Source organism: Pseudomonas sp. FW306-02-D09B (assembly GCF_058782685.1).
The window spans coordinates 159,262-176,569 of the sequence record NZ_JBYSXY010000004.1 but is presented as its reverse complement, the minus strand read 5'-3'; the positions used below and the strand labels follow the sequence as shown (position 1 = coordinate 176,569).

17 protein-coding genes are annotated in these 17,308 nt (G+C 60.8%); 11 read left to right on the top strand and 6 right to left on the bottom strand.

Annotated features, from left to right (window positions below):
- Positions 1-57: 57 nt before the first annotated feature.
- Positions 58-963: a LysR family transcriptional regulator gene (locus tag AC3WK5_RS09340; protein WP_103315066.1), complete on the bottom strand. Its 906-nt coding sequence runs from the start codon at positions 961-963 to the stop codon at positions 58-60.
- 115 nt (positions 964-1,078) lie between these two features.
- Here AC3WK5_RS09340 and AC3WK5_RS09335 point away from each other — a divergent pair, with 115 nt between their 5' ends.
- Positions 1,079-1,963, top strand: a complete 885-nt coding sequence (locus AC3WK5_RS09335; protein ID WP_103315065.1) for an MBL fold metallo-hydrolase — start codon at positions 1,079-1,081, stop codon at positions 1,961-1,963.
- A gap of 227 nt (positions 1,964-2,190) precedes the next feature.
- Complete coding sequence (locus AC3WK5_RS09330; RefSeq protein ID WP_103315064.1) at positions 2,191-2,805, top strand: NAD(P)-dependent oxidoreductase; 615 nt, start codon at positions 2,191-2,193, stop codon at positions 2,803-2,805.
- Positions 2,806-3,008: 203 nt separating this feature from the next.
- On the opposite strand, the gene AC3WK5_RS09325 is transcribed toward AC3WK5_RS09330, so the two are convergent.
- Complete coding sequence (locus AC3WK5_RS09325; protein WP_103315063.1) at positions 3,009-3,890, bottom strand: LysR substrate-binding domain-containing protein; 882 nt, start codon at positions 3,888-3,890, stop codon at positions 3,009-3,011.
- Positions 3,891-4,049: 159 nt separating this feature from the next.
- Between AC3WK5_RS09325 and AC3WK5_RS09320 the strand changes: the two genes are divergently transcribed.
- The 6 genes from AC3WK5_RS09320 to AC3WK5_RS09295 all read left to right on the top strand — a co-directional run bounded on the left by AC3WK5_RS09320 (position 4,050) and on the right by AC3WK5_RS09295 (position 11,426).
- Complete coding sequence (locus AC3WK5_RS09320) at positions 4,050-5,687, top strand: 5-guanidino-2-oxopentanoate decarboxylase (RefSeq protein WP_103315062.1); 1,638 nt, start codon at positions 4,050-4,052, stop codon at positions 5,685-5,687.
- Complete coding sequence (locus tag AC3WK5_RS09315) at positions 5,684-7,132, top strand: aldehyde dehydrogenase family protein (RefSeq protein WP_103315061.1); 1,449 nt, start codon at positions 5,684-5,686, stop codon at positions 7,130-7,132. The genes AC3WK5_RS09320 and AC3WK5_RS09315 overlap by 4 nt, the downstream gene beginning before the upstream one ends.
- 216 nt (positions 7,133-7,348) lie before the next feature.
- Positions 7,349-8,452, top strand: a complete 1,104-nt coding sequence (locus AC3WK5_RS09310; protein WP_054593758.1) for an ABC transporter substrate-binding protein — start codon at positions 7,349-7,351, stop codon at positions 8,450-8,452.
- A 149-nt stretch (positions 8,453-8,601) separates the two neighbouring features.
- Positions 8,602-9,510 (top strand): ABC transporter permease, encoded by a 909-nt coding sequence (locus AC3WK5_RS09305; RefSeq protein WP_103315060.1) that lies wholly within the window; start codon positions 8,602-8,604, stop codon positions 9,508-9,510.
- Positions 9,507-10,355 (top strand): ABC transporter permease, encoded by an 849-nt coding sequence (locus AC3WK5_RS09300; protein WP_103315059.1) that lies wholly within the window; start codon positions 9,507-9,509, stop codon positions 10,353-10,355. Before AC3WK5_RS09305 ends, AC3WK5_RS09300 begins: the two co-directional genes overlap by 4 nt.
- Positions 10,356-10,370: 15 nt before the next feature.
- The gene (locus tag AC3WK5_RS09295; RefSeq protein WP_103315058.1) at positions 10,371-11,426 is read left to right on the top strand and encodes an ABC transporter ATP-binding protein; all 1,056 of its coding nucleotides are present in this window, start codon (positions 10,371-10,373) and stop codon (positions 11,424-11,426) included.
- A gap of 91 nt (positions 11,427-11,517) precedes the next feature.
- Here AC3WK5_RS09295 and AC3WK5_RS09290 read toward each other — a convergent pair whose 3' ends face one another.
- Entirely contained in the window at positions 11,518-12,492 is a 975-nt protein-coding gene (locus AC3WK5_RS09290; protein WP_103315057.1) for an AraC family transcriptional regulator, read from the bottom strand.
- Between the two features lie 335 nt (positions 12,493-12,827).
- On the opposite strand from AC3WK5_RS09290, the gene AC3WK5_RS09285 reads away from it, so the two are divergent.
- Together AC3WK5_RS09285 and AC3WK5_RS09280 are read left to right on the top strand one after the other, a co-directional pair.
- Entirely contained in the window at positions 12,828-13,193 is a 366-nt protein-coding gene (locus AC3WK5_RS09285) for a putative quinol monooxygenase (RefSeq protein WP_103315056.1), read from the top strand.
- A gap of 9 nt (positions 13,194-13,202) precedes the next feature.
- The gene (locus tag AC3WK5_RS09280) at positions 13,203-13,466 is read left to right on the top strand and encodes a hypothetical protein (protein WP_054593752.1); all 264 of its coding nucleotides are present in this window, start codon (positions 13,203-13,205) and stop codon (positions 13,464-13,466) included.
- A gap of 9 nt (positions 13,467-13,475) precedes the next feature.
- Here the strand turns inward: AC3WK5_RS09280 and AC3WK5_RS09275 are convergent, their stop codons facing one another.
- Positions 13,476-14,108 (bottom strand): flavin reductase family protein, encoded by a 633-nt coding sequence (locus AC3WK5_RS09275; RefSeq protein WP_103315055.1) that lies wholly within the window; start codon positions 14,106-14,108, stop codon positions 13,476-13,478.
- A gap of 144 nt (positions 14,109-14,252) precedes the next feature.
- Positions 14,253-14,540, bottom strand: coding sequence for a hypothetical protein (locus AC3WK5_RS09270; RefSeq protein ID WP_103315054.1), 288 nt, complete (start codon positions 14,538-14,540; stop codon positions 14,253-14,255).
- Positions 14,541-14,928: 388 nt separating this feature from the next.
- Here AC3WK5_RS09270 and AC3WK5_RS09265 point away from each other — a divergent pair, with 388 nt between their 5' ends.
- Positions 14,929-15,684, top strand: coding sequence for a COG4705 family protein (locus AC3WK5_RS09265; RefSeq protein ID WP_103315053.1), 756 nt, complete (start codon positions 14,929-14,931; stop codon positions 15,682-15,684).
- 146 nt (positions 15,685-15,830) lie between these two features.
- On the opposite strand, the gene AC3WK5_RS09260 is transcribed toward AC3WK5_RS09265, so the two are convergent.
- Positions 15,831-17,150, bottom strand: coding sequence for an MFS transporter (locus AC3WK5_RS09260; protein ID WP_103315052.1), 1,320 nt, complete (start codon positions 17,148-17,150; stop codon positions 15,831-15,833).
- Positions 17,151-17,308 lie beyond the last annotated feature (158 nt).

Genomic DNA, 17,308 nt, shown 5'->3' with positions numbered 1-17,308 from the left:
ACTGCTTCGCAGCCGAACGGGGGCAAGCCCCCTCGCCACAAAGTATGTGTTCTGCCTTTAAAGGCCCACATCCCACGCAGGTTCTTCGGGAAACCTCGACACCAGAAAATCCAGCATGCTGCGCAGCGCCGCGGGCATGTGTTTGCGTGAGGCGTACACCGCGTACATGTTCATCTGCCGTGGTTCGGCGTGTGGCAGCAGGCGCACCAGTTCGCCGCTGTGGATATGCACGCCGGCCTGGTAGCTGGGCAGCATCGCCACGCCGGCACCGGCCATTGCTGCGCGCAACAGCGTGCTGGCTTCGTTGGCGCTGATGTTGCCCTGTACCGGCACCGAAACCTGCTCGCCGTCCTGTTCGAAATGCCAGAGGCTCTTACCGAAGTAGGAGTGGGTCAGGCAATTGTGCTGGCTCAAATCCTCCACCCGTTGCGGCGTCGGGTGCTCGCGCAGGTAGGCGGGGGAGGCGCAGATCACCGAACGGCAGACGGTCAGCCGCCGGGCAATCAGGTTCGGGTCCAGGTCGTTGCTGGTGCGGATCGCGAGGTCTATGCGCTCGTCCACCAGGTTCACCGTGCGGTCGAGCATTTGCAGGTCGATACTGACGCCGGGAAAGCGTTTGACGTACACGGCCATGGCGTCGGCCAATTGCGCCTGGCCGAACGAGGTACTGACGCTGATCCGCAGCAAGCCGCGTGGCGCATCGTCCGGCTCGGTGACGGCGGCCTGCATGTCGCTCGACAGATCGAGCATCTGCCGGCAACGCGGCAGGATCTCGGTGCCGGCGGCGGTCAGGCTGAGTTTGCGCGTGGTGCGGTGCATCAAGCGCGCCCCGACCCAGTCCTCCAGTTCGGCCAGATAGCGCGACACCACCGGGCGCGACAGGTCCAGGTGATCGGCCGCGGCTGACTGGCTGCCGAGGTCGACGACGGTGACAAACACCCGCATTGCTTGGAGACGATCCATGATTTGCCCGCTTTCAGAAACAAACTATGTTCAAGCATCGCATTTTTTGTAGCGAGTCAGGCAACTAAGCTCTGTCCCATCGCCAAACACGGCTTATGCACAACGGAGCAGCACCATGATCGGCTTCACTTCTCTCAAGCGTCTTTTACTCGCCACCGCCACCCTGGGCTTTGCCGCTCATGCGGCAGCCGCCACTCCGGCACTGACTCTGGACGTCTACAACCCAGGCGCCGCTGCGATTTTTCCGGTGACCTCGGTACTGGTCAGCGGCGAGAAAGAAGCGATTCTGGTGGACGCGCAATTCGGCAAATCCCAGGCCGAGCAGGTGGTGGAAAAAATCCGCGCCAGTGGCAAGCAACTGACCGCCATCTACATCAGCCATGGTGACCCGGATTACTACTTCGGCCTGGACACGATCACCGCTGCGTTCCCAAAAGCCAAAGTGCTGGCCTCACAGCCGACGGTTGATCACATCAAGGCCACCGTTGAAGGCAAAGTAGCGTTCTGGGGACCGAAACTGGGTGCCGATGCACCGGCAAAAACCATCGTGCCGGGTGTGCTCAAGGGCCATAGCCTGACCCTGGAAGGCAAGCAGCTCGACATCATTGGCCTGGACGGCAAGCAACCGGACCGGAGCTTTGTCTGGATCCCGTCGATCAAAGCCGCGGTCGGTGGTGTGGTCGTCGCGGAAAACATCCACGTGTGGATGGCCGATACTCAAAGCGCGCAGTCCCATGCCGATTGGTTGACTACGCTGAAGACCATCGACAGCCTGAAACCGAACACCATCGTTCCAGGTCATTACCTGGGTGACAGCGCACGTTCGCTGGCCGCTGTGCACTTCACCGCCGACTACATCAAGGCGTTCGACGCTGAAACTGCCAAGGCCAAAGATTCGGCCGAGCTGATCGCCGCGATGAAAAAGCGTTACCCGAACCTCGGCGAAGAAAGCTCGCTTGAGCTGAGCGCCAAAGTCGCCAAAGGCGAGATGAAGTGGTAAATCGCTGAAGTAACAACTGTGGCAAGGGGCTTTTGTGGCGAGGGGGCTTGTCGGAACGCCGCACCGCCCCGTTCGGCTGCGAAGCAGTTGTAAAACCTGTGAACGCGTTCTACCTGACAGATTTTGTTCACTGGTTTCGGGCTCGCTTCGCAAGCCAACGGGGGCAAGCCCCCTCACCACACAAACCCTATCGCCACAGGTCAACCTAATCAACTGGAGCACTGTTCATGAGCAAGATCGCAATCATTGGCGCCACCGGTCGTGCCGGTAGCCAACTGCTGGAAGAAGCCCTGCGTCGCGGTCACAGCGTCATCGCCATCGCCCGCGACACCTCGAAAATCAGCCCGCGTGCCGGTGTTGTCAGCAAAAATGTCGACGTTGCCGACAGCGCAGCGTTGCAAGCGGCGGTTGCAGGTGCTGATGTGGTGATCAGCGCGGCACACTTTTCGACGATCCCGGCCAGCGCGATTATCGAGCCGGTCAAAAAGGCTGGCGTGAAACGTCTGCTGGTGGTCGGTGGTGCCGGTTCCCTGTTGGTGCCGGATGGCAGCAAAGTCATCGAATCCCCGAACTTTCCTGAAGAGTACAAGGCCGAGGCGACTGCCGGTGGCGTCTACCTCGAGACCTTGCGTCAGGAAAAGGATCTGGACTGGACCTTCCTTTCACCGTCGGCACTGTTCGTCGAAGGCGAGCGTACCGGCACCTTCCGTGTGGGCAAGGACCATCTGCTGGTGAGCGCCGAAGGCAAGAGCTGGATCACCTTCGCCGACTACGCGATTGCGATGCTCGATGAAGTCGAGAAGCCAGCGCATAGCCGCCAGCGGTTTACTGTCGGCTACTGATCCACACATTGTGGCGAGGGGGCTTGTCGGAACGCCGCACCGCCCCGTTTGGCTGCGAAGCAGTCGTAAAATCTGCGAGTGCGTTCTACCTGATAGATCTCGTTTTGCATGATTTGGGCTCGCTTCGCAAGCCAACGGGGGCAAGCCCCCTCGCCACAGAAGCCCCCCCTCGCCACAGTGAGTGATTGTCCCGATACGGGTGTTCAGCGCGCCTGCGCCTGCACCACCAGCCATTCCATCAGTTCACGCAACTGCGGCGACGGTCCCGGTTTCTGCGGGAACACCAGGTAATACCCCAGCCCCGTTTTCACCTTCAAATCAAAAGGCATGACCAGCCGTCCGGCACTCAGGTCATCGCCGATCAACGACCAATCCCCAATCGCCACCCCCGTTCCTTGAGACGCCACGGACATCGCCAAGTCCAGGGTTTCGAAATGCTGACCCTTGCCGAGTGTGCTGAGGTTGACGTCCGCCGCTTTCAGCCAGGCCTTCCAGTCCCGCTGATCGCGCGTTGGGTGCAGCAGCAAATGTTGACTCAGGTCTGACGGGCTGTGCAGCGGCACCGGGCCGTCGAGCAGAGGCTGCGAACAGACCGGCGTCAGTTGCTCGTCAAACAGATGCAGTGAGGCCAGCGAACTGTCGGGCGGCGCGCCGTACATGACGGCGGCGTCGAACTGCTCGCGATGAAAATCCACGCCATGTTGCACCGTGGTGGTCAACTCCACCGGCACGTCCGGGCGTTCTTTTTGCCATTGCAGCAAACGCGGCAGCAACCAGCGCATGACACAGGTCGGGGCCTTGAGCTGCAAGGTTTCGCGGTGTGCGCCCACCTGTTCCACCGCCTCATCGATCAAGCCGAACACCTGCTGGATCCGTGGCAGCCACTCGAGCCCCTCGGCCGTCAGGCTCAAACCGCGTGCCTGGCGATGAAACAGCGTGTAGCCCAAATGTTCTTCCAGCCCGGCGATCTGCCGGCTCACCGCGCCCTGGGTGATGTGCAGCTGCTCGGCCGCCCGGGTGAAATTGCAGCACTGGGCCGTGATCAGGAACGTGTGCAGCGCGGGAAGGGGGGGAAGTCGTTTCATGGGACGCCAAGGCATGAGGTGAGGACATGGCGAGTATGACTTTTTATCGATTGTTGCGGCTACCCGCTGACCGTTCCAATACCGCCATGACTGAGCACCGCGGCGCGCCATCCAATGCCGCGCGGGGCCAGCGTCTCAACGAACAAGAAGGGTAAAGATATGGCGACGTGCGGCGAAGTATTGGTCAAGTTACTCGAAGGGTACGGGGTCGAGCAGGTGTTCGGCATTCCCGGCGTACATACCGTTGAGCTGTATCGCGGGCTGGCCCGTTCGAGCATCAACCACGTTACTCCGCGTCACGAGCAGGGTGCCGGCTTCATGGCTGACGGTTATGCACGCACCAGTGGCAAACCGGGTGTGTGCTTCATCATCACCGGCCCCGGCATGACCAACATCACCACCGCGATGGGCCAGGCCTACGCCGATTCGATCCCGATGCTGGTGATTTCCAGCGTGCAATCGCGCAGCCAGTTGGGCGGCGGACGCGGCAAGCTGCACGAACTGCCGAACCAGGGCGCACTGGTGGCCGGCGTTGCTGCGTTCTCCCACACGCTGATGTCCGCTGCCGAATTGCCGGGCGTGCTGGCCCGAGCCTTCGCCTTGTTCCAGGCCGGTCGTCCGCGTCCGGTGCACATCGAAATTCCGCTCGATGTGCTGGTCGAAGACGCCGATGCCTTGCTCGCCAGCCAACCGGTGAGCATCACTCGTGCCGGTGCAGCGCCGTCCGCCGTCGCGCAAATGAGCGAACTGCTGGCCAACGCCAAACGCCCATTGATCCTCGCCGGTGGCGGTTCGATCGATGCAGCGGCCGAGCTGACCCGGCTCGCCGAATTACTCGATGCACCGGTGGCGCTGACCATCAATGCCAAAGGCATGCTGCCGTCGGCTCACCCGTTGCTCATTGGTTCGACCCAAACATTGGTGGCCACCCGTGCCCTGGTGGCTGACGCCGATGTGGTGCTGGCCATCGGCACTGAACTGGCCGAGACCGATTACGACGTGACCTTTGCCGGCGGCTTTGAAATTCCGGGCACCTTGCTGCGGGTCGACATCGATCCGGACCAGACCGTGCGCAACTATCCGCCGAAAGTGGCGCTGGTCTCCGATGCACAAAGCGCGGCCCAGGCCTTGCTCGACGGCGTGGCCAAACATTCGCTGGCCGAGCGCAGCAGCGACTGGGGCCAGGCTCGCGCCGCCAGCTTGCGTGCTGAGCTTGAAACCATCTGGGACGCGCCAACCCGTGCGCAGACGCTGTTCCTGAAGACCGTGCAGGATGAGTTGCCGGAAGCGGTATTCGTCGGCGACTCGACCCAACCGGTGTACACCGGCAACCTGACATTCAACCCGGAGCGCCCGCGTCGCTGGTTCAACTCATCGACCGGTTACGGCACCCTCGGTTATGCCTTGCCGGCGGCCATTGGCGCGTGGCTCGGCGGTGGTCAGGAACGCAACAGTCGTCCACCGGTGGTGTGCCTGATCGGCGACGGCGGCCTGCAATTCACCTTGCCGGAACTGGCCAGCGCGGTGGAAGCACGCACCCCGGTCATCGTCCTGCTGTGGAATAACCAGGGCTACGAAGAGATCAAGAAGTACATGGTCAACCGCGACATCGAACCGGTTGGCGTCGACATCTACACCCCGGATTTCATCGCCGTGGCCAAAGGCCTGGGCTGTGCGGCCCACACCGTCAGCGGCGTTGAAGAACTGCGCGCGGCACTGCGTGCAGCCACTGATCGCCAGGGCCCGACGCTGATCGAAATCGATCAGACCCAGTGGATGAAGGCGGTGTCGGCATGAGCTTTCCAATCATCCAGGACGGTTTGTACATCGACGGCCAATGGTCGGCTGGCGACGAGCACTTGCGGGTTATCAATCCGGCGACCGAAGCGCTGTTGACCACCGTCAAGGGTGGCGATCAGCGCGCGGTTGATCAAGCGGTTACAGCGGCCAGCGCGGCGTTTGTGCAGTGGTCGAAAACCACCGGTGCCGAACGTGGCGCGGTGCTGCGCAAGATCGCCAATGGAGTGCAGGCACGCCGCGAGCGCTTGATGTATTTGCAGTCGAGCAACAACGGCAAGCCACAGTTCGAAGCGGGCATCGACGTCGATGACGTGATCGCCACGTTCGAGTATTACGCAGGTCTCGCTGAAGCGCTGGACGCCGGCCAGGACCGCGTTGTGGAACTGCCGAGCGAAGACTTCGCCGCCCGCGTGCGCCGTGAGGCGTGCGGTGTGGTCGGGTTGATCGTGCCGTGGAACTTCCCGATGGTCACCACCGCCTGGAAGCTCGCGCCAGCCTTGGCGGCGGGTTGCTGCGTGGTGCTCAAGCCTTCGGAAGTCACGCCGCTGCCGGAGCTGGAGCTGGCGGCGATCATCGCCGAGAGCGGCTTGCCCAACGGTGTCTTCAACCTGGTCTGCGGTACGGGGCTGGCGGTCGGTGCGCCGCTGTCGGCCGATCCGCGGGTGGCAAAAATTTCCTTCACCGGCAGCAACGCGGTGGGCGTTCAGGTCATGCAGCGTGCGGCGGAAACCGTCAAGGGCGTGAGCCTGGAGCTGGGCGGCAAATCTTCGCTGCTGGTGCTGGCGGATGCCGATCTCGACCTGGCCGTGGAGCTGGCCAGTGGCGGTGGTTTCTTCAATGCCGGGCAGATGTGTTCGGCCACCAGCCGGGTGTTGGTCGCCGATGAACTGGCGGATGAATTCCTGCTGCGCCTGACGGCGCGGGCCGAGGCGATTCGCGTGGCCGACCCGTTTGACCCCGAGGTTGAAATGGGCGCGTTGGTCAATCAGGCGCAATACCAGCGCGTGCTGGGCCACATTGATCGCGGCTTGAGCGCGGGTGCGCGGTTGGTCTGTGGCGGTGACCGGCCTGCCGATCTGCCGCATGGCTATTTTTTGCGGCCGACCATTTTCACTGAAGTGCCCCTCGACAGTGCGTTGTGGTGTGAAGAGATTTTTGGCCCCGTGCTCTGTGTCCGCAGTTTTGCCACGGAGCAGGAGGCGATCGAGCTGGCCAACGACAGCCAGTTCGGTCTGGTGGCCAGCGTGGTCAGCCGTGATCCGACAACCGCCGAACGGGTCGCCAACGCCTTGCAGGCGGGGCTGGTGTGGATCAACGCGCCGCAGGTGATCTTCCCGCAGACGGCCTGGGGCGGCTACAAGCAGAGCAGTATCGGCCGCGAGTTGGGGCCGTGGGGCTTGCAGGCGTTTCAAGAAATAAAGCACGTGATTCGGGCCGTCTGACGGCACGAAAACGGCCCGCGCATGCCTCGTAACGAGGCATGCGCCAGGGACATGGCACCAATGATTTTTTTTCGATTGTTGCGCGTTTTGCGTGACCTCAGGATGAACCCGCAGACCTCGCTACAGCCCTTGTAACACGGGGCTGGCAGCGGATCGAAGAGCGCGGGCGCAAGGGATGCTCCTAACTCATACCTACAACAATAAAGGGAGTCCTTCATGGGCGATCATGATCTGAACAGAAGACAATTCATCAAGACCGTCGGTGTTGCATCGGTTGCGGCGGCGGCCATGAGCATGCCGTTCATCCGCGCCAACGCCAGTGACACACGTTTTCAGGGCAAGACCCTGCGGCTGTTGACCTGGTCCGATGACACCGGGCTTGCGGCGCTGCGCAACATCGCCGCGACCTTTGAAGCCAAGACCGGCGCCAAGGTCATTGCGGACCGCACCGGCAGTACTTCGGAAATGGTCGCCAAACTGAAGGCCGGTGGTGATCGCCCGCAATACGACGTCATCACCCTGGCTGGCGTCGGCGCTGAAGGCCTGGCCGCCGCCGGCCTGCTGGAAAAACCGGACCTGAACCGCATTCCCAACCTGATCGACGTACCGGAAAAATACCGCACCGGGGCCAACGGTCACGGCATCGGTTACCTGCTCTGGTGCAACAGCCTCGTCTACAGCAGCCGCACTCAGAAAGAAGCCCCGGACAGCTACGCGGCCCTGTGGGACGCGGACCTGGCGCCGAACATCTTCCTGCCGCCGCCGAACTGGACCGAGGCCATGGACCTGATCATCATCGCCGCCAAACTGGCCGGTGGTGACGAACACAACATCGAACCCGGCTTCAAGAAACTCGCTGAGCTCAAGAGCCGCGTGGTGACCCTGGGCGAAAACCCGAACCAGATCGCCGAGCTGTTCCGCACCGGCTCTCTGGACATGGGTGGGCTGTACGCTCCAGCGTTCTTCCCGAAACAGATCCGCGATCCGAACTACGGTCTGAGTGCAACCTTTGGCATGAAGGAAGGTTTCTACACCGACCTGATGCAGTCGGTCATGCCGAAGAACCGTCCGGGCGATACCGACCTGGCCTATGCCTTCATCAACCACTCACTCGATCCGCTGGTGCAGGGCAAGATGGCCGAAGACATCTACAACGGCCCGGTCAACGCCAAGGCAATCATCTCTGCCGAAGCGCGCAAGAGCCCGTACATCCTGACGCCGGAGCAGATTGCCGAGAAGGCGATCATGCACGACAACGCCTTCCTGGCGACCGTGCATGACCAATGGATTCGTCGCTACACGGAAATCTTCTCTTCCTGATCTGAATCGCAGGGAGGTTCTTCGAACCTCATCGCGGGCAAGCCTTGCTCCTACTGGAGCAGCGCAATACCTGTAGGAGCGGGGCTTGCCAGCGATCGAGTGCGCAGCACTCGCCTTGCACTTGATCTTCCATTGACGAGACCATTGCTATGGAACACCAACCTCTGACCCAAACGGTCAGCCCCGTTGCCGTACGCCCGAGCTTCGGCGTTTCGCCGACGACGCGCGCCTGGTTATTTCTTTCGCCATCGATGCTGTTTCTCGGTGTGCTGATTGCCGCCAGCCTGCTGGTGTTGCGCATGAGCGTGGGCACTAAAGGCGCGGAATGGAGCGGATTCAGCCTGGCCAGTTATGCCCAGCTGCTGGAACCCTATTACCTCAAATCCCTGCTGCTGACCTTGCGCCTGGCATTGATCAGCGCGGTGATTGCCGTGCTGCTGGCAATCCCGGTGGCGTACACCATGTCGCGCCTGACCTCGCCGTTGCTGCGTCGAGTGTTTCTGGCCGCCGTGCTGTTGCCGTTGCTGGTCAACCTGTTGCTACAAAGCTACGGCTGGCTGGTGATCCTGGGACCTGGCGGAATGCTCAACCAGGCGCTGATGGGCCTGGGCCTGATCAAGCGTCCGATCATGCTGCTGTACAACCAGAACGGCGTATTGATGGGCCTGGTACAAACCGCTTTCCCGTTGGCCGTGCTGCCGATTGCCAGCGCCATGCGCGGCGTTGCGCGCACTTACGAGGAAGCCGCAGCGACCTTGGGCGCGAGCCGCTTGAAGGTGTTTTTCCAGGTGGTGCTGCCGATGAGCATGCCGGGGATCATCACCGGCGCGACCCTGGTATTCGCCTATAACGCCAGCAGCTTTGTGGTGCCCTTGCTGCTCGGCGGTCGGCGCGTGCCGATGCTCGCGGTGATGGTGCATGACCAGATCGCCCCGCTGATGAACTGGCCGGCTGCCTCCGCGGCGGGTGTGGTGCTGATCGTCACCACGCTGGCCATCATGACCTTGTCCGAATACATCACTGGCCGTCGTCGGCGCATGCTGGAGGCTTCGCAATGAGCACGTTGAGCAAGAAGCGCCTGTCGCTGTTACCGGGCGATACCGGTAAATTTGCCGGGATCCTTTCAGGCGTCATCCTGTTTCTGGCGGTGTTGCCGATCCTGACCATGATTGTCATGTCGTTCAGTGGTTCTTCGAACCTCGACTTCCCACCCAGCAGTTACAGCCTGCAATGGTACAAGGCCGCCTGGCACACCTTCGCGTCCCCGGACGCCAGCGATGTGCTGAGCCTGGGCAAAGCCATGACCACCAGCCTGATGGTGTCGTTCACGGCCATGATCTTCGCCACCCTCGTTGCGGTGCCGGCGGCTTATGCGCTGACCCGCCTGGAGTTTCGTGGCAAGGCCGTGGCACTGCAGTTGATGTCACTGCCATTGGTGTTTCCGATGGTGGTGCTGGGCCTGGCGTTGTTGCTGGTGTTCGACAGCCTGCCGTTCCAGATGACGGTGTCGCGACTGGTGATTGCCCACGTGATCCTGGCCTTGCCGTTTGTGGTGAAAAACTGCACCGCGGCGATGCTGTCCATCGGCAGCGAAGTCGAAGAAGCCGCACAAATGCTCGGCGCTTCGCCGATGCGGGCGATTGTCGATGTGGTGGTGCCGTTGATGAAGTCGGGGATCCTCGCCGGGATGCTGCTGGCGTTCATTGTCTCGTTCAACGAGTTCACCGTGACTTACTTCCTCTACACCATCGATGTCATGACCGTGCCTATCTGGATGTTCAGCCGCACCGTATCGTCGCTGGACCCAACCGTATTCTCGTTTGCCGTGCTGATCGTGCTGATCGACTTCGTCCTCATTTGGGCGTTGGAGAAGCTGGTCGGTGAAGGTGGCGTCTCGTTCTGATTCTTGAGGTGAAGCATGACTGGTTTAATTCTGGAAAACGTCGAGAAACGCTACGGCACGGCGTGCGCGGTGAAGGACGTCAATCTGCACCTGCCTGAGGGCAAGCTGGTGTGTTTTCTCGGCCCTTCGGGCTGTGGCAAAACCACCTTGCTGCGAATGATCGCTGGCCTGGAAACCCTGAGCGACGGTGAAATTCGTCTGGACGGTGAAGACATCGGCAACACACCGGCGCACCTGCGCAACTTCGGCATGGTGTTTCAGTCGCTGGCGCTGTTCCCGCACATGACGGTCGGCGAGAATATCGCCTATCCGCTGAAACTGCGTGGCGTGAGCAAGGCCGATCAGCAGGCGCGGGTGGTGGAGTTGCTAGAGCTGATTCAGCTGCAAGAAATGATTGATCGCCCGGTTGCGAAGCTCTCTGGTGGGCAACGTCAGCGCGTAGCGATTGCCCGGGCGATTGCCTCGCACCCGAAAATCCTCCTGCTCGACGAACCGCTGTCGGCCCTCGATGCCAAGCTGCGCGAATCGATGCAAGTGGAGATCCGCCAGCTTCAGCAACGCCTGAACATCACCACCATCATGGTCACCCACGACCAGCGCGAAGCCATGACTATGGCGGACATCGTGGTGGTGCTGGGGCAGAATCGGGTGCAGCAGGTCGGCACGCCGATCGAGATCTACCGGCATCCGGCCAACGAGTTCGTCGCCGACTTTATCGGCTCGGGGAACATTTTTCCGGCCACCGCATTGGGTGACGGTAAAGTCGGTTTGCCCGGTGGCGATGCACTTCAGGTGCCGATTTGCAGCAGCATCGTGGTCGGCGAAAAGGTCAAGATGCTGGTGCGCCCGGAAGACCTGCAGCTGTCGCACCCACAGGCAACCGCCGGTAATCGCTTGCTGGGCAGGGTGACGTTCGTGCGCGATATCGGCGCGACCATCGAAACCACGGTCGAGTGTTCCGGCGTGACGCTGACAGCGTTGAGCACGCCGTGCCAGGGCATCGGCCTGAGCATCGGCAACCCGGTGTCGGTGACCATTCCATCCGAAGCCTGCCGCGTACTCGCCGCCTGACCCGCCACGCATCCACAAATCCACACCGCTCAACCCGTAGGAGCAAAGCTTGCTCGCGATGCAGGCGCCGCGGTCTCACTCGCTGACCGCGTCATCGTTCATCGCGAGCAAGCTTTGCTCCTACGGGTTTTGGGGGGTAGACAGACATCCGCAACCGCGCCAGATCCCGCAACGGCGGCGCGCCAAACAGCCGGCTGTACTCGCGGCTGAACTGCGAGGGGCTTTCATAGCCCACGCGGTAACCTGCCGCCGAGGCGTCGATGCCCTCGGCGAGCATCAAGCGCCGCGCCTCTTGCAGGCGCAGTTGCTTCTGATACTGCAGTGGACTCATCGCCGTCATCGCCTTGAAGCGATGGTGCAGGGTCGACACACTCAGGTTCACTTCCTTGGCCAACTCATCAATGCGCAACGGCTGCTCGTAGTTACCGTTGAGCCATTTGATTGCCTGGCCGATGCGATGGCTCTGGCTGTTGGCGACGGCAATCTCATACAGCCGATGGCCCTGGGGGCTGCGCAACAAGCGATAGAGAATTTCCCGGCGAATCAGCGGCGCGAGCATCGCGATGTCTTTCGGGGTGTCGAGCAAGCGTGCCAGGCGCAGCACGGCATCGAGCATCGGTTGATCCAGTTGTTCGACATACAGGCCGCGCCCGGCAGGGCGGGTGGGCACGCCGATGGGCCCGGCGTCGGCAATCAATGCGGTGATTTCCGCCGGGTCGATATCCAGGCGCAAGGCCAGGATCGGTTCTTGCGGCGAGACATCGACCACCCGTCCACTGAGCGGCATCGAGACCGAGACCACCAAATAGTTGAGCGGGTCGTAGTTGAAGACTTCGTCGGCCAGCCGAACTTCCTTGCGCCCCTGGGCCATGATGCACAGGGCCGGTTGCGCGAGCACCGGGGCAAAGTCGTGGGACTGGCTGTGACGCGACAAAAACAACGAGCCGATGGCGGTCGCGTAGCTGCCATCCTCGCAGGTATTACGACGAATGATTGCCGAGAGCTCCACACGCTGTTTTTCCATGTTGGCATCCAGCGGGGCGTGAGTGGAATCCAGAGACGGCATGCGAAACATCCTCGGCAAGGAGATGGGATGAGCACAGCTTAAATTTGTGCAAGTCCAGGTGGTAGGCGAATCCTGCGCAAAACTTGCCTGATCCTGCTGTGTGGTCGGATTCAGCATAGAGAACGTGAACAGAACGCGGGAAAACTTGCTTGAAACCCCTTTGTCACATTCCAGGATCAGCGCTTGCCATGGCACGGCGATAACGCTGTTTGCGTGCAGGATTGTGCAATAAGCCGGCAGGAATCGACTAACGGGCCTAGCGCCTGTCGCTTAATCTCTGTCCCTGTCGCAGCTTCTCTCAGGCTGCCGATCGTCTACATCAGGGAGAGTCGAACATGTCCACGCAGATCCCCGTCAGCCATATGGCTTTTGTCCGTGCCCGCGCAGGCCGCTCGATGGAGTTGGGCGCGCGTTTGAGCAGCCTGATCGAACCGTCGCGTCAGGCCAGCGGTTGCCTGCACTTTGCCTTGCAGCATTCGTTGTGCGATCCCGAACTGTGGCTGGTGTCCGGTTTTTGGGTCGACCAGCAGGCCATGACTGCCTACTTCGGCACCCCGGCCATGCAGATCTTTGCCGAGCTGGTGCAAGAGTTGGTGGTCAACAGCCTGGATTTTCACACCTTCAGCGAAGTCTCGGCGGCTCAGGCCCACGGCGAATATCCGCAGTTGAACAGTGCGTCATTACACCAGTTGGCCAGCTGACGGTTTAGAATGGCCGACTTTCCATTGGCCAGGATCCGCGACATGGCACGTAAAGAGTTTGCACAGTTCGAAGCTGTTTCCGCCGTAGTACCGGGTGAAGGAGGCTACAGCGCCGCCATCGCCGTCAAAGCCCTGGGTGGCTCAGGCGCCCCGCGTTTTCACAAAATCCTCGATGAACAGAAATTCAAGACCGCCTTCGAAGCCGATCAGGCTGCCGAGCAGAAGCTTGAGCAGTTGACCGACGTCGCTGAAGACGGCGAACTGGTCTGGTAACCCTTTGGCTTATGCCTTGGTCGCCCCCGGGCGGAACATCTTGAACAAGGCCTCAGGCCCCAGCTGAAAGTAATCCGCCGGCCCACCGCCGCGCAGAATCGGTTCTGCCGCGGCGGTGTCGTACACCCCATCCTTGAGCAGCCACTTGGCGATATGCACGGCGACCACTTCGCCAAGAATCAGCCAGCTCGGCACCACTTCTTTATCCGCACGTTGCAACTGAATGATCTGCGTGACCTTGCACTCGAAGGACACCGGGCTTTCAGCGACGCGCGGCACCTGAATGATTTTCGAGGCTGCCGGCGTCAGCCCGGCCAGTGCGAATTCGTTGACGTCGGGCGGGACCGTCGCGCAGCTCTGGTTCATCTGCTCGGCCAACGGTCGGGTGGCCAGGTTCCAGGCAAATTCGCCGGTCTGCTCGATGTTGTTCAGGCTGTCTTTACGGCCGACGCTTGAGAACCCGATGATCGGCGGAATGTAGTTGAACGCATTGAAGAAACTGTACGGCGCCAGGTTCAGCCGACCTTCGGCATCCTGCGAGGAAATCCAGCCGATAGGCCGCGGGCCGACGATGGCGTTGAACGGGTCGTGGGGCAGGCCATGGCCCAGGGCAGGTTCGTAGTAGTGAATATCATCAGACATGGCGGGCTCTTGTGCAGACGTAAAGGTGAAGGTTGCCATAGTGCAAGTCATTGAGGGTGAGTGCCACTCTCGCAGCGCCGGGTTTTCACTGTCCCAGAAACAACTAAGCCCGGCCGAAGCCGGGCTGTGAAGTCTGCCCAAGGTTTAGCTGATAGCGGCGGCAGTACCGGTGCGATCAAAACCGTCGGCGGCGATAGCGTCAGCGGTGCCGGTGTGATCAAAGCCGTCAGATGCGACTTTGGCCGAGCCAGTGCGATCGAAGCCATCAGCGGCGAAAGACGCCGAGCCTGTGTGATCGTAACCATCAGCCGCGACAGCGGCCGAACGTTCAGCGGTGAAAGCGCCAGAACCGGTGCGGTCATAACCGTCGGCGGCGAAGGTGTTGGCGGCCAGTACGGAGAGGGTCAGAGCGAGGATCAGTTGGGTTTTCATGATGTGTACTCCAAGTGTGTTTGCGTGTTGTGCGTTGGGTATGGGGCTCATACTACGCAAGTAAATTTGATTAAAAAGCGCAAATAAATGCTAAAAGCAATCGATTAAATAGATGTTAAGGCCGTGGCAGAGTATTTCCAGACGCTGCTTCGAGGCCTGCATTCTGTATACGCACGAGACGTCGATATGGATTCAAACGGCGACAGCGCAAGCGTGTCGCCAGGGCATTAACGGATCATTAATCGCGCTGAGTCCCCGAAGCAGAGCCTTCTGTATGGTTTTTTCATACGACGCTGACCTATTTTTCACGGCCGGCCATTCAGTCTCCGCCCGGGCCAAAGCCACATGAATCTGGCCACTTAATCCGAGCTCTGGAGCACTGCATCACATGAACAAACTTCCACAGATCACATTGGCCTTCTGGGTCATGAAAATCTGCGCGACGACCCTGGGGGAAACAGCCGGGGATTTGCTGTCGATGACCCTGAATGTCGGTTATGCCATCAGCTCGATGATCCTGATCAGCGTGTTCCTGCTGACGCTGGTTACGCAGCTGTTTTCCAAAACCTACAACCCGCTGCTGTACTGGGTCGTAATCCTCTCGACCAGCACCGCCGGCACCACCATGTCGGACTTCATGGATCGCACGTTGGGCTTGGGTTACGCGTCGGGTTCGATGATTCTGATCGCCATCCTGATAGCGATTTTTGCGGCCTGGCGTTTGAGCGGTGATTCGCTGAACGTGAACAAGATCCAGACCTTTCGCGGCGAGCTGTTCTACTGGATCGCGATCCTGTTCTCCAACACCCTGGGCACCGCACTGGGCGATTTCCTGGCGGACGACTCCGGGCTGGGTTTTGCCGGTGGCGCGCTGTTGATCGGCTCGACCATCGCCGTGGTCGTGCTGCTCAAGTACTTCACCAGGATCTCGTCGGTACTGCTGTTCTGGGTGGCGTTCGTGCTGACGCGTCCGTTCGGCGCAACCCTGGGCGACTTCCTGACCAAACCCCATGAAAAGGGCGGGCTGGATTTCGGCACCATCGGTTCGTCGCTGGTCTTGGCGGGGGTATTGGTGGTGATGATCGCCGGCGCTTCGTTCGTGCAGAACAAGTACGCGAATCGTGGGGCTGCCGAGTTGTCTTGATCGGCTCAAGACCGAGGCGCGGCCTTCGCGAGCAAGCCCGCTCCCACATTAGATCGGCGTCAGACATGAAATCCATGTCTGACTCGGTCAGTGTGGGAGCGGGCTTGCTCGCGAAGAGGCCGGTCCAGCCAACCTCGATGTGATGGTCAGTCAGTCTCGATCCGCGAGTGTTTGCGGGTGTCTTTCATGGTCACGTACACCAGCAACGACACCGCGATGCAGGCCGTGACATACCAGTAGTAACCGGTTTCCATGCCAATGCTCTTGAACCACAGGGCGATGTATTCAGCGGTACCGCCGAAGATCGACACGGTCAGTGCATACGGCAGGCCGACGCCCAGCGCGCGGATTTCGGTGGGGAACAGTTCGGCTTTGACCACCGCGTTGATCGAGGTGTAGCCGCTGACGATGATCAGCGCCGCCATGATCAGGAAGAACGCGCCCCACCAGGTCTGGATGGTGTGCAGGGTGGTGAGGATCGGCACGGTGAACAGCGTGCCGAGAATGCCGAAGGCAATCAGGATCGGCCGCCGCCCGACTTTATCCGACAGGCCGCCGATGATTGGTTGCAGGCACATGAACAGGAACAGCGTGGCCGCCGAAATGGTGGTGGAGTCGGAGATGCTCATGCCGACCGTGTTCACCAGGTATTTCTGCATGTAGGTGGTGTAGGTGTAGAAGGCCAGGGTGCCGCCCATGGTCAGGCCGACCACGGTCATCAGTTCCTTGGGATGACGCAGCAGGGTGCGCATGGCGCTTTCTTTGGACTTTTCTTTCTTGGCGAACGACTCGGTTTCTTCCATCCCGCGACGCAGGTACAACGCGACGATGGCACACAGTGCGCCGATGCCAAACGGAATGCGCCAGCCCCAGTCGTACAGTTGTTCGGTGGTCAGGGTTTGCTGCAGCACGATCAGCACGCCCAGGGCGATGAGCTGGCCGGAGATCAGCGTGACGTACTGGAAGCTCGAGAAGAAGCCGCGACGCTCCTTGGTTGCCATTTCGCTCAGGTAAGTCGCCGAGGTGCCGTACTCGCCACCCACCGACAGGCCCTGCAGCAAACGGGCGAACACCAACAGAATCGGTGCGCCGACGCCGATGGTTTCATAACCCGGGCTCAAGGCGATGATCAGCGAGCCGAAGCACATCAGGTACACCGACGCCATCAACGCGGCTTTACGCCCGGCGCGGTCGGCATACAGGCCCATCAGCCAGCCGCCGATCGGACGCATCAGAAAGCCCACGGCGAAAATCGCAGCGGTGTTCAGCAGTTGGGCGGTGGTGTCGCCTTTGGGGAAAAAGGCTTTGGCGAAGTACAGCGAGAAGGCGGCGTAGACATACCAGTCGTACCACTCGACCATATTGCCGACTGAGCCGCTGAAGATCGACTTGATGCGGCTGGCCGTGGTCTTTTCTTTGGCAGGCGCAGCGGCCGACCCAAGAGGCAGGGTTTGTGAGTTATCCATGACGGATCCTTCATTTAATTGTTTTTGTGGAGCGCGCGTAAACGCAGCCTGCGAGGGCTATAGCAGGAGCTGTGCCAAGGGGGAGAGGGCCGGTTTAGAGGGGTTAACGGGAACGGGTGAGCGGAAATCCGCTTATTCAGAAGGGTGGGTGGGCGGAA

Excerpts from the sequence above, each read along its gene's own strand:
- AC3WK5_RS09300 (WP_103315059.1), top strand. The coding sequence starts at position 9,507 with ATGAGCACGTTGAGCAAGAAGCGCCTGTCGCTGTTACCGGGCGATACC.
- AC3WK5_RS09260 (WP_103315052.1), bottom strand. The coding sequence starts at position 17,150 with ATGGATAACTCACAAACCCTGCCTCTTGGGTCGGCCGCTGCGCCTGCC.
- AC3WK5_RS09335 (WP_103315065.1), top strand. The coding sequence starts at position 1,079 with ATGATCGGCTTCACTTCTCTCAAGCGTCTTTTACTCGCCACCGCCACC.
- AC3WK5_RS09295 (WP_103315058.1), top strand. The coding sequence starts at position 10,371 with ATGACTGGTTTAATTCTGGAAAACGTCGAGAAACGCTACGGCACGGCG.
- AC3WK5_RS09340 (WP_103315066.1), bottom strand. The coding sequence starts at position 963 with ATGGATCGTCTCCAAGCAATGCGGGTGTTTGTCACCGTCGTCGACCTC.
- AC3WK5_RS09320 (WP_103315062.1), top strand. The coding sequence starts at position 4,050 with ATGGCGACGTGCGGCGAAGTATTGGTCAAGTTACTCGAAGGGTACGGG.
- AC3WK5_RS09275 (WP_103315055.1), bottom strand. The coding sequence starts at position 14,108 with ATGTCTGATGATATTCACTACTACGAACCTGCCCTGGGCCATGGCCTG.
- AC3WK5_RS09315 (WP_103315061.1), top strand. The coding sequence starts at position 5,684 with ATGAGCTTTCCAATCATCCAGGACGGTTTGTACATCGACGGCCAATGG.
- AC3WK5_RS09290 (WP_103315057.1), bottom strand. The coding sequence starts at position 12,492 with ATGCCGTCTCTGGATTCCACTCACGCCCCGCTGGATGCCAACATGGAA.
- AC3WK5_RS09310 (WP_054593758.1), top strand. The coding sequence starts at position 7,349 with ATGGGCGATCATGATCTGAACAGAAGACAATTCATCAAGACCGTCGGT.
- AC3WK5_RS09330 (WP_103315064.1), top strand. The coding sequence starts at position 2,191 with ATGAGCAAGATCGCAATCATTGGCGCCACCGGTCGTGCCGGTAGCCAA.
- AC3WK5_RS09270 (WP_103315054.1), bottom strand. The coding sequence starts at position 14,540 with ATGAAAACCCAACTGATCCTCGCTCTGACCCTCTCCGTACTGGCCGCC.
- AC3WK5_RS09265 (WP_103315053.1), top strand. The coding sequence starts at position 14,929 with ATGAACAAACTTCCACAGATCACATTGGCCTTCTGGGTCATGAAAATC.
- AC3WK5_RS09280 (WP_054593752.1), top strand. The coding sequence starts at position 13,203 with ATGGCCGACTTTCCATTGGCCAGGATCCGCGACATGGCACGTAAAGAG.
- AC3WK5_RS09325 (WP_103315063.1), bottom strand. The coding sequence starts at position 3,890 with ATGAAACGACTTCCCCCCCTTCCCGCGCTGCACACGTTCCTGATCACG.
- AC3WK5_RS09305 (WP_103315060.1), top strand. The coding sequence starts at position 8,602 with ATGGAACACCAACCTCTGACCCAAACGGTCAGCCCCGTTGCCGTACGC.
- AC3WK5_RS09285 (WP_103315056.1), top strand. The coding sequence starts at position 12,828 with ATGTCCACGCAGATCCCCGTCAGCCATATGGCTTTTGTCCGTGCCCGC.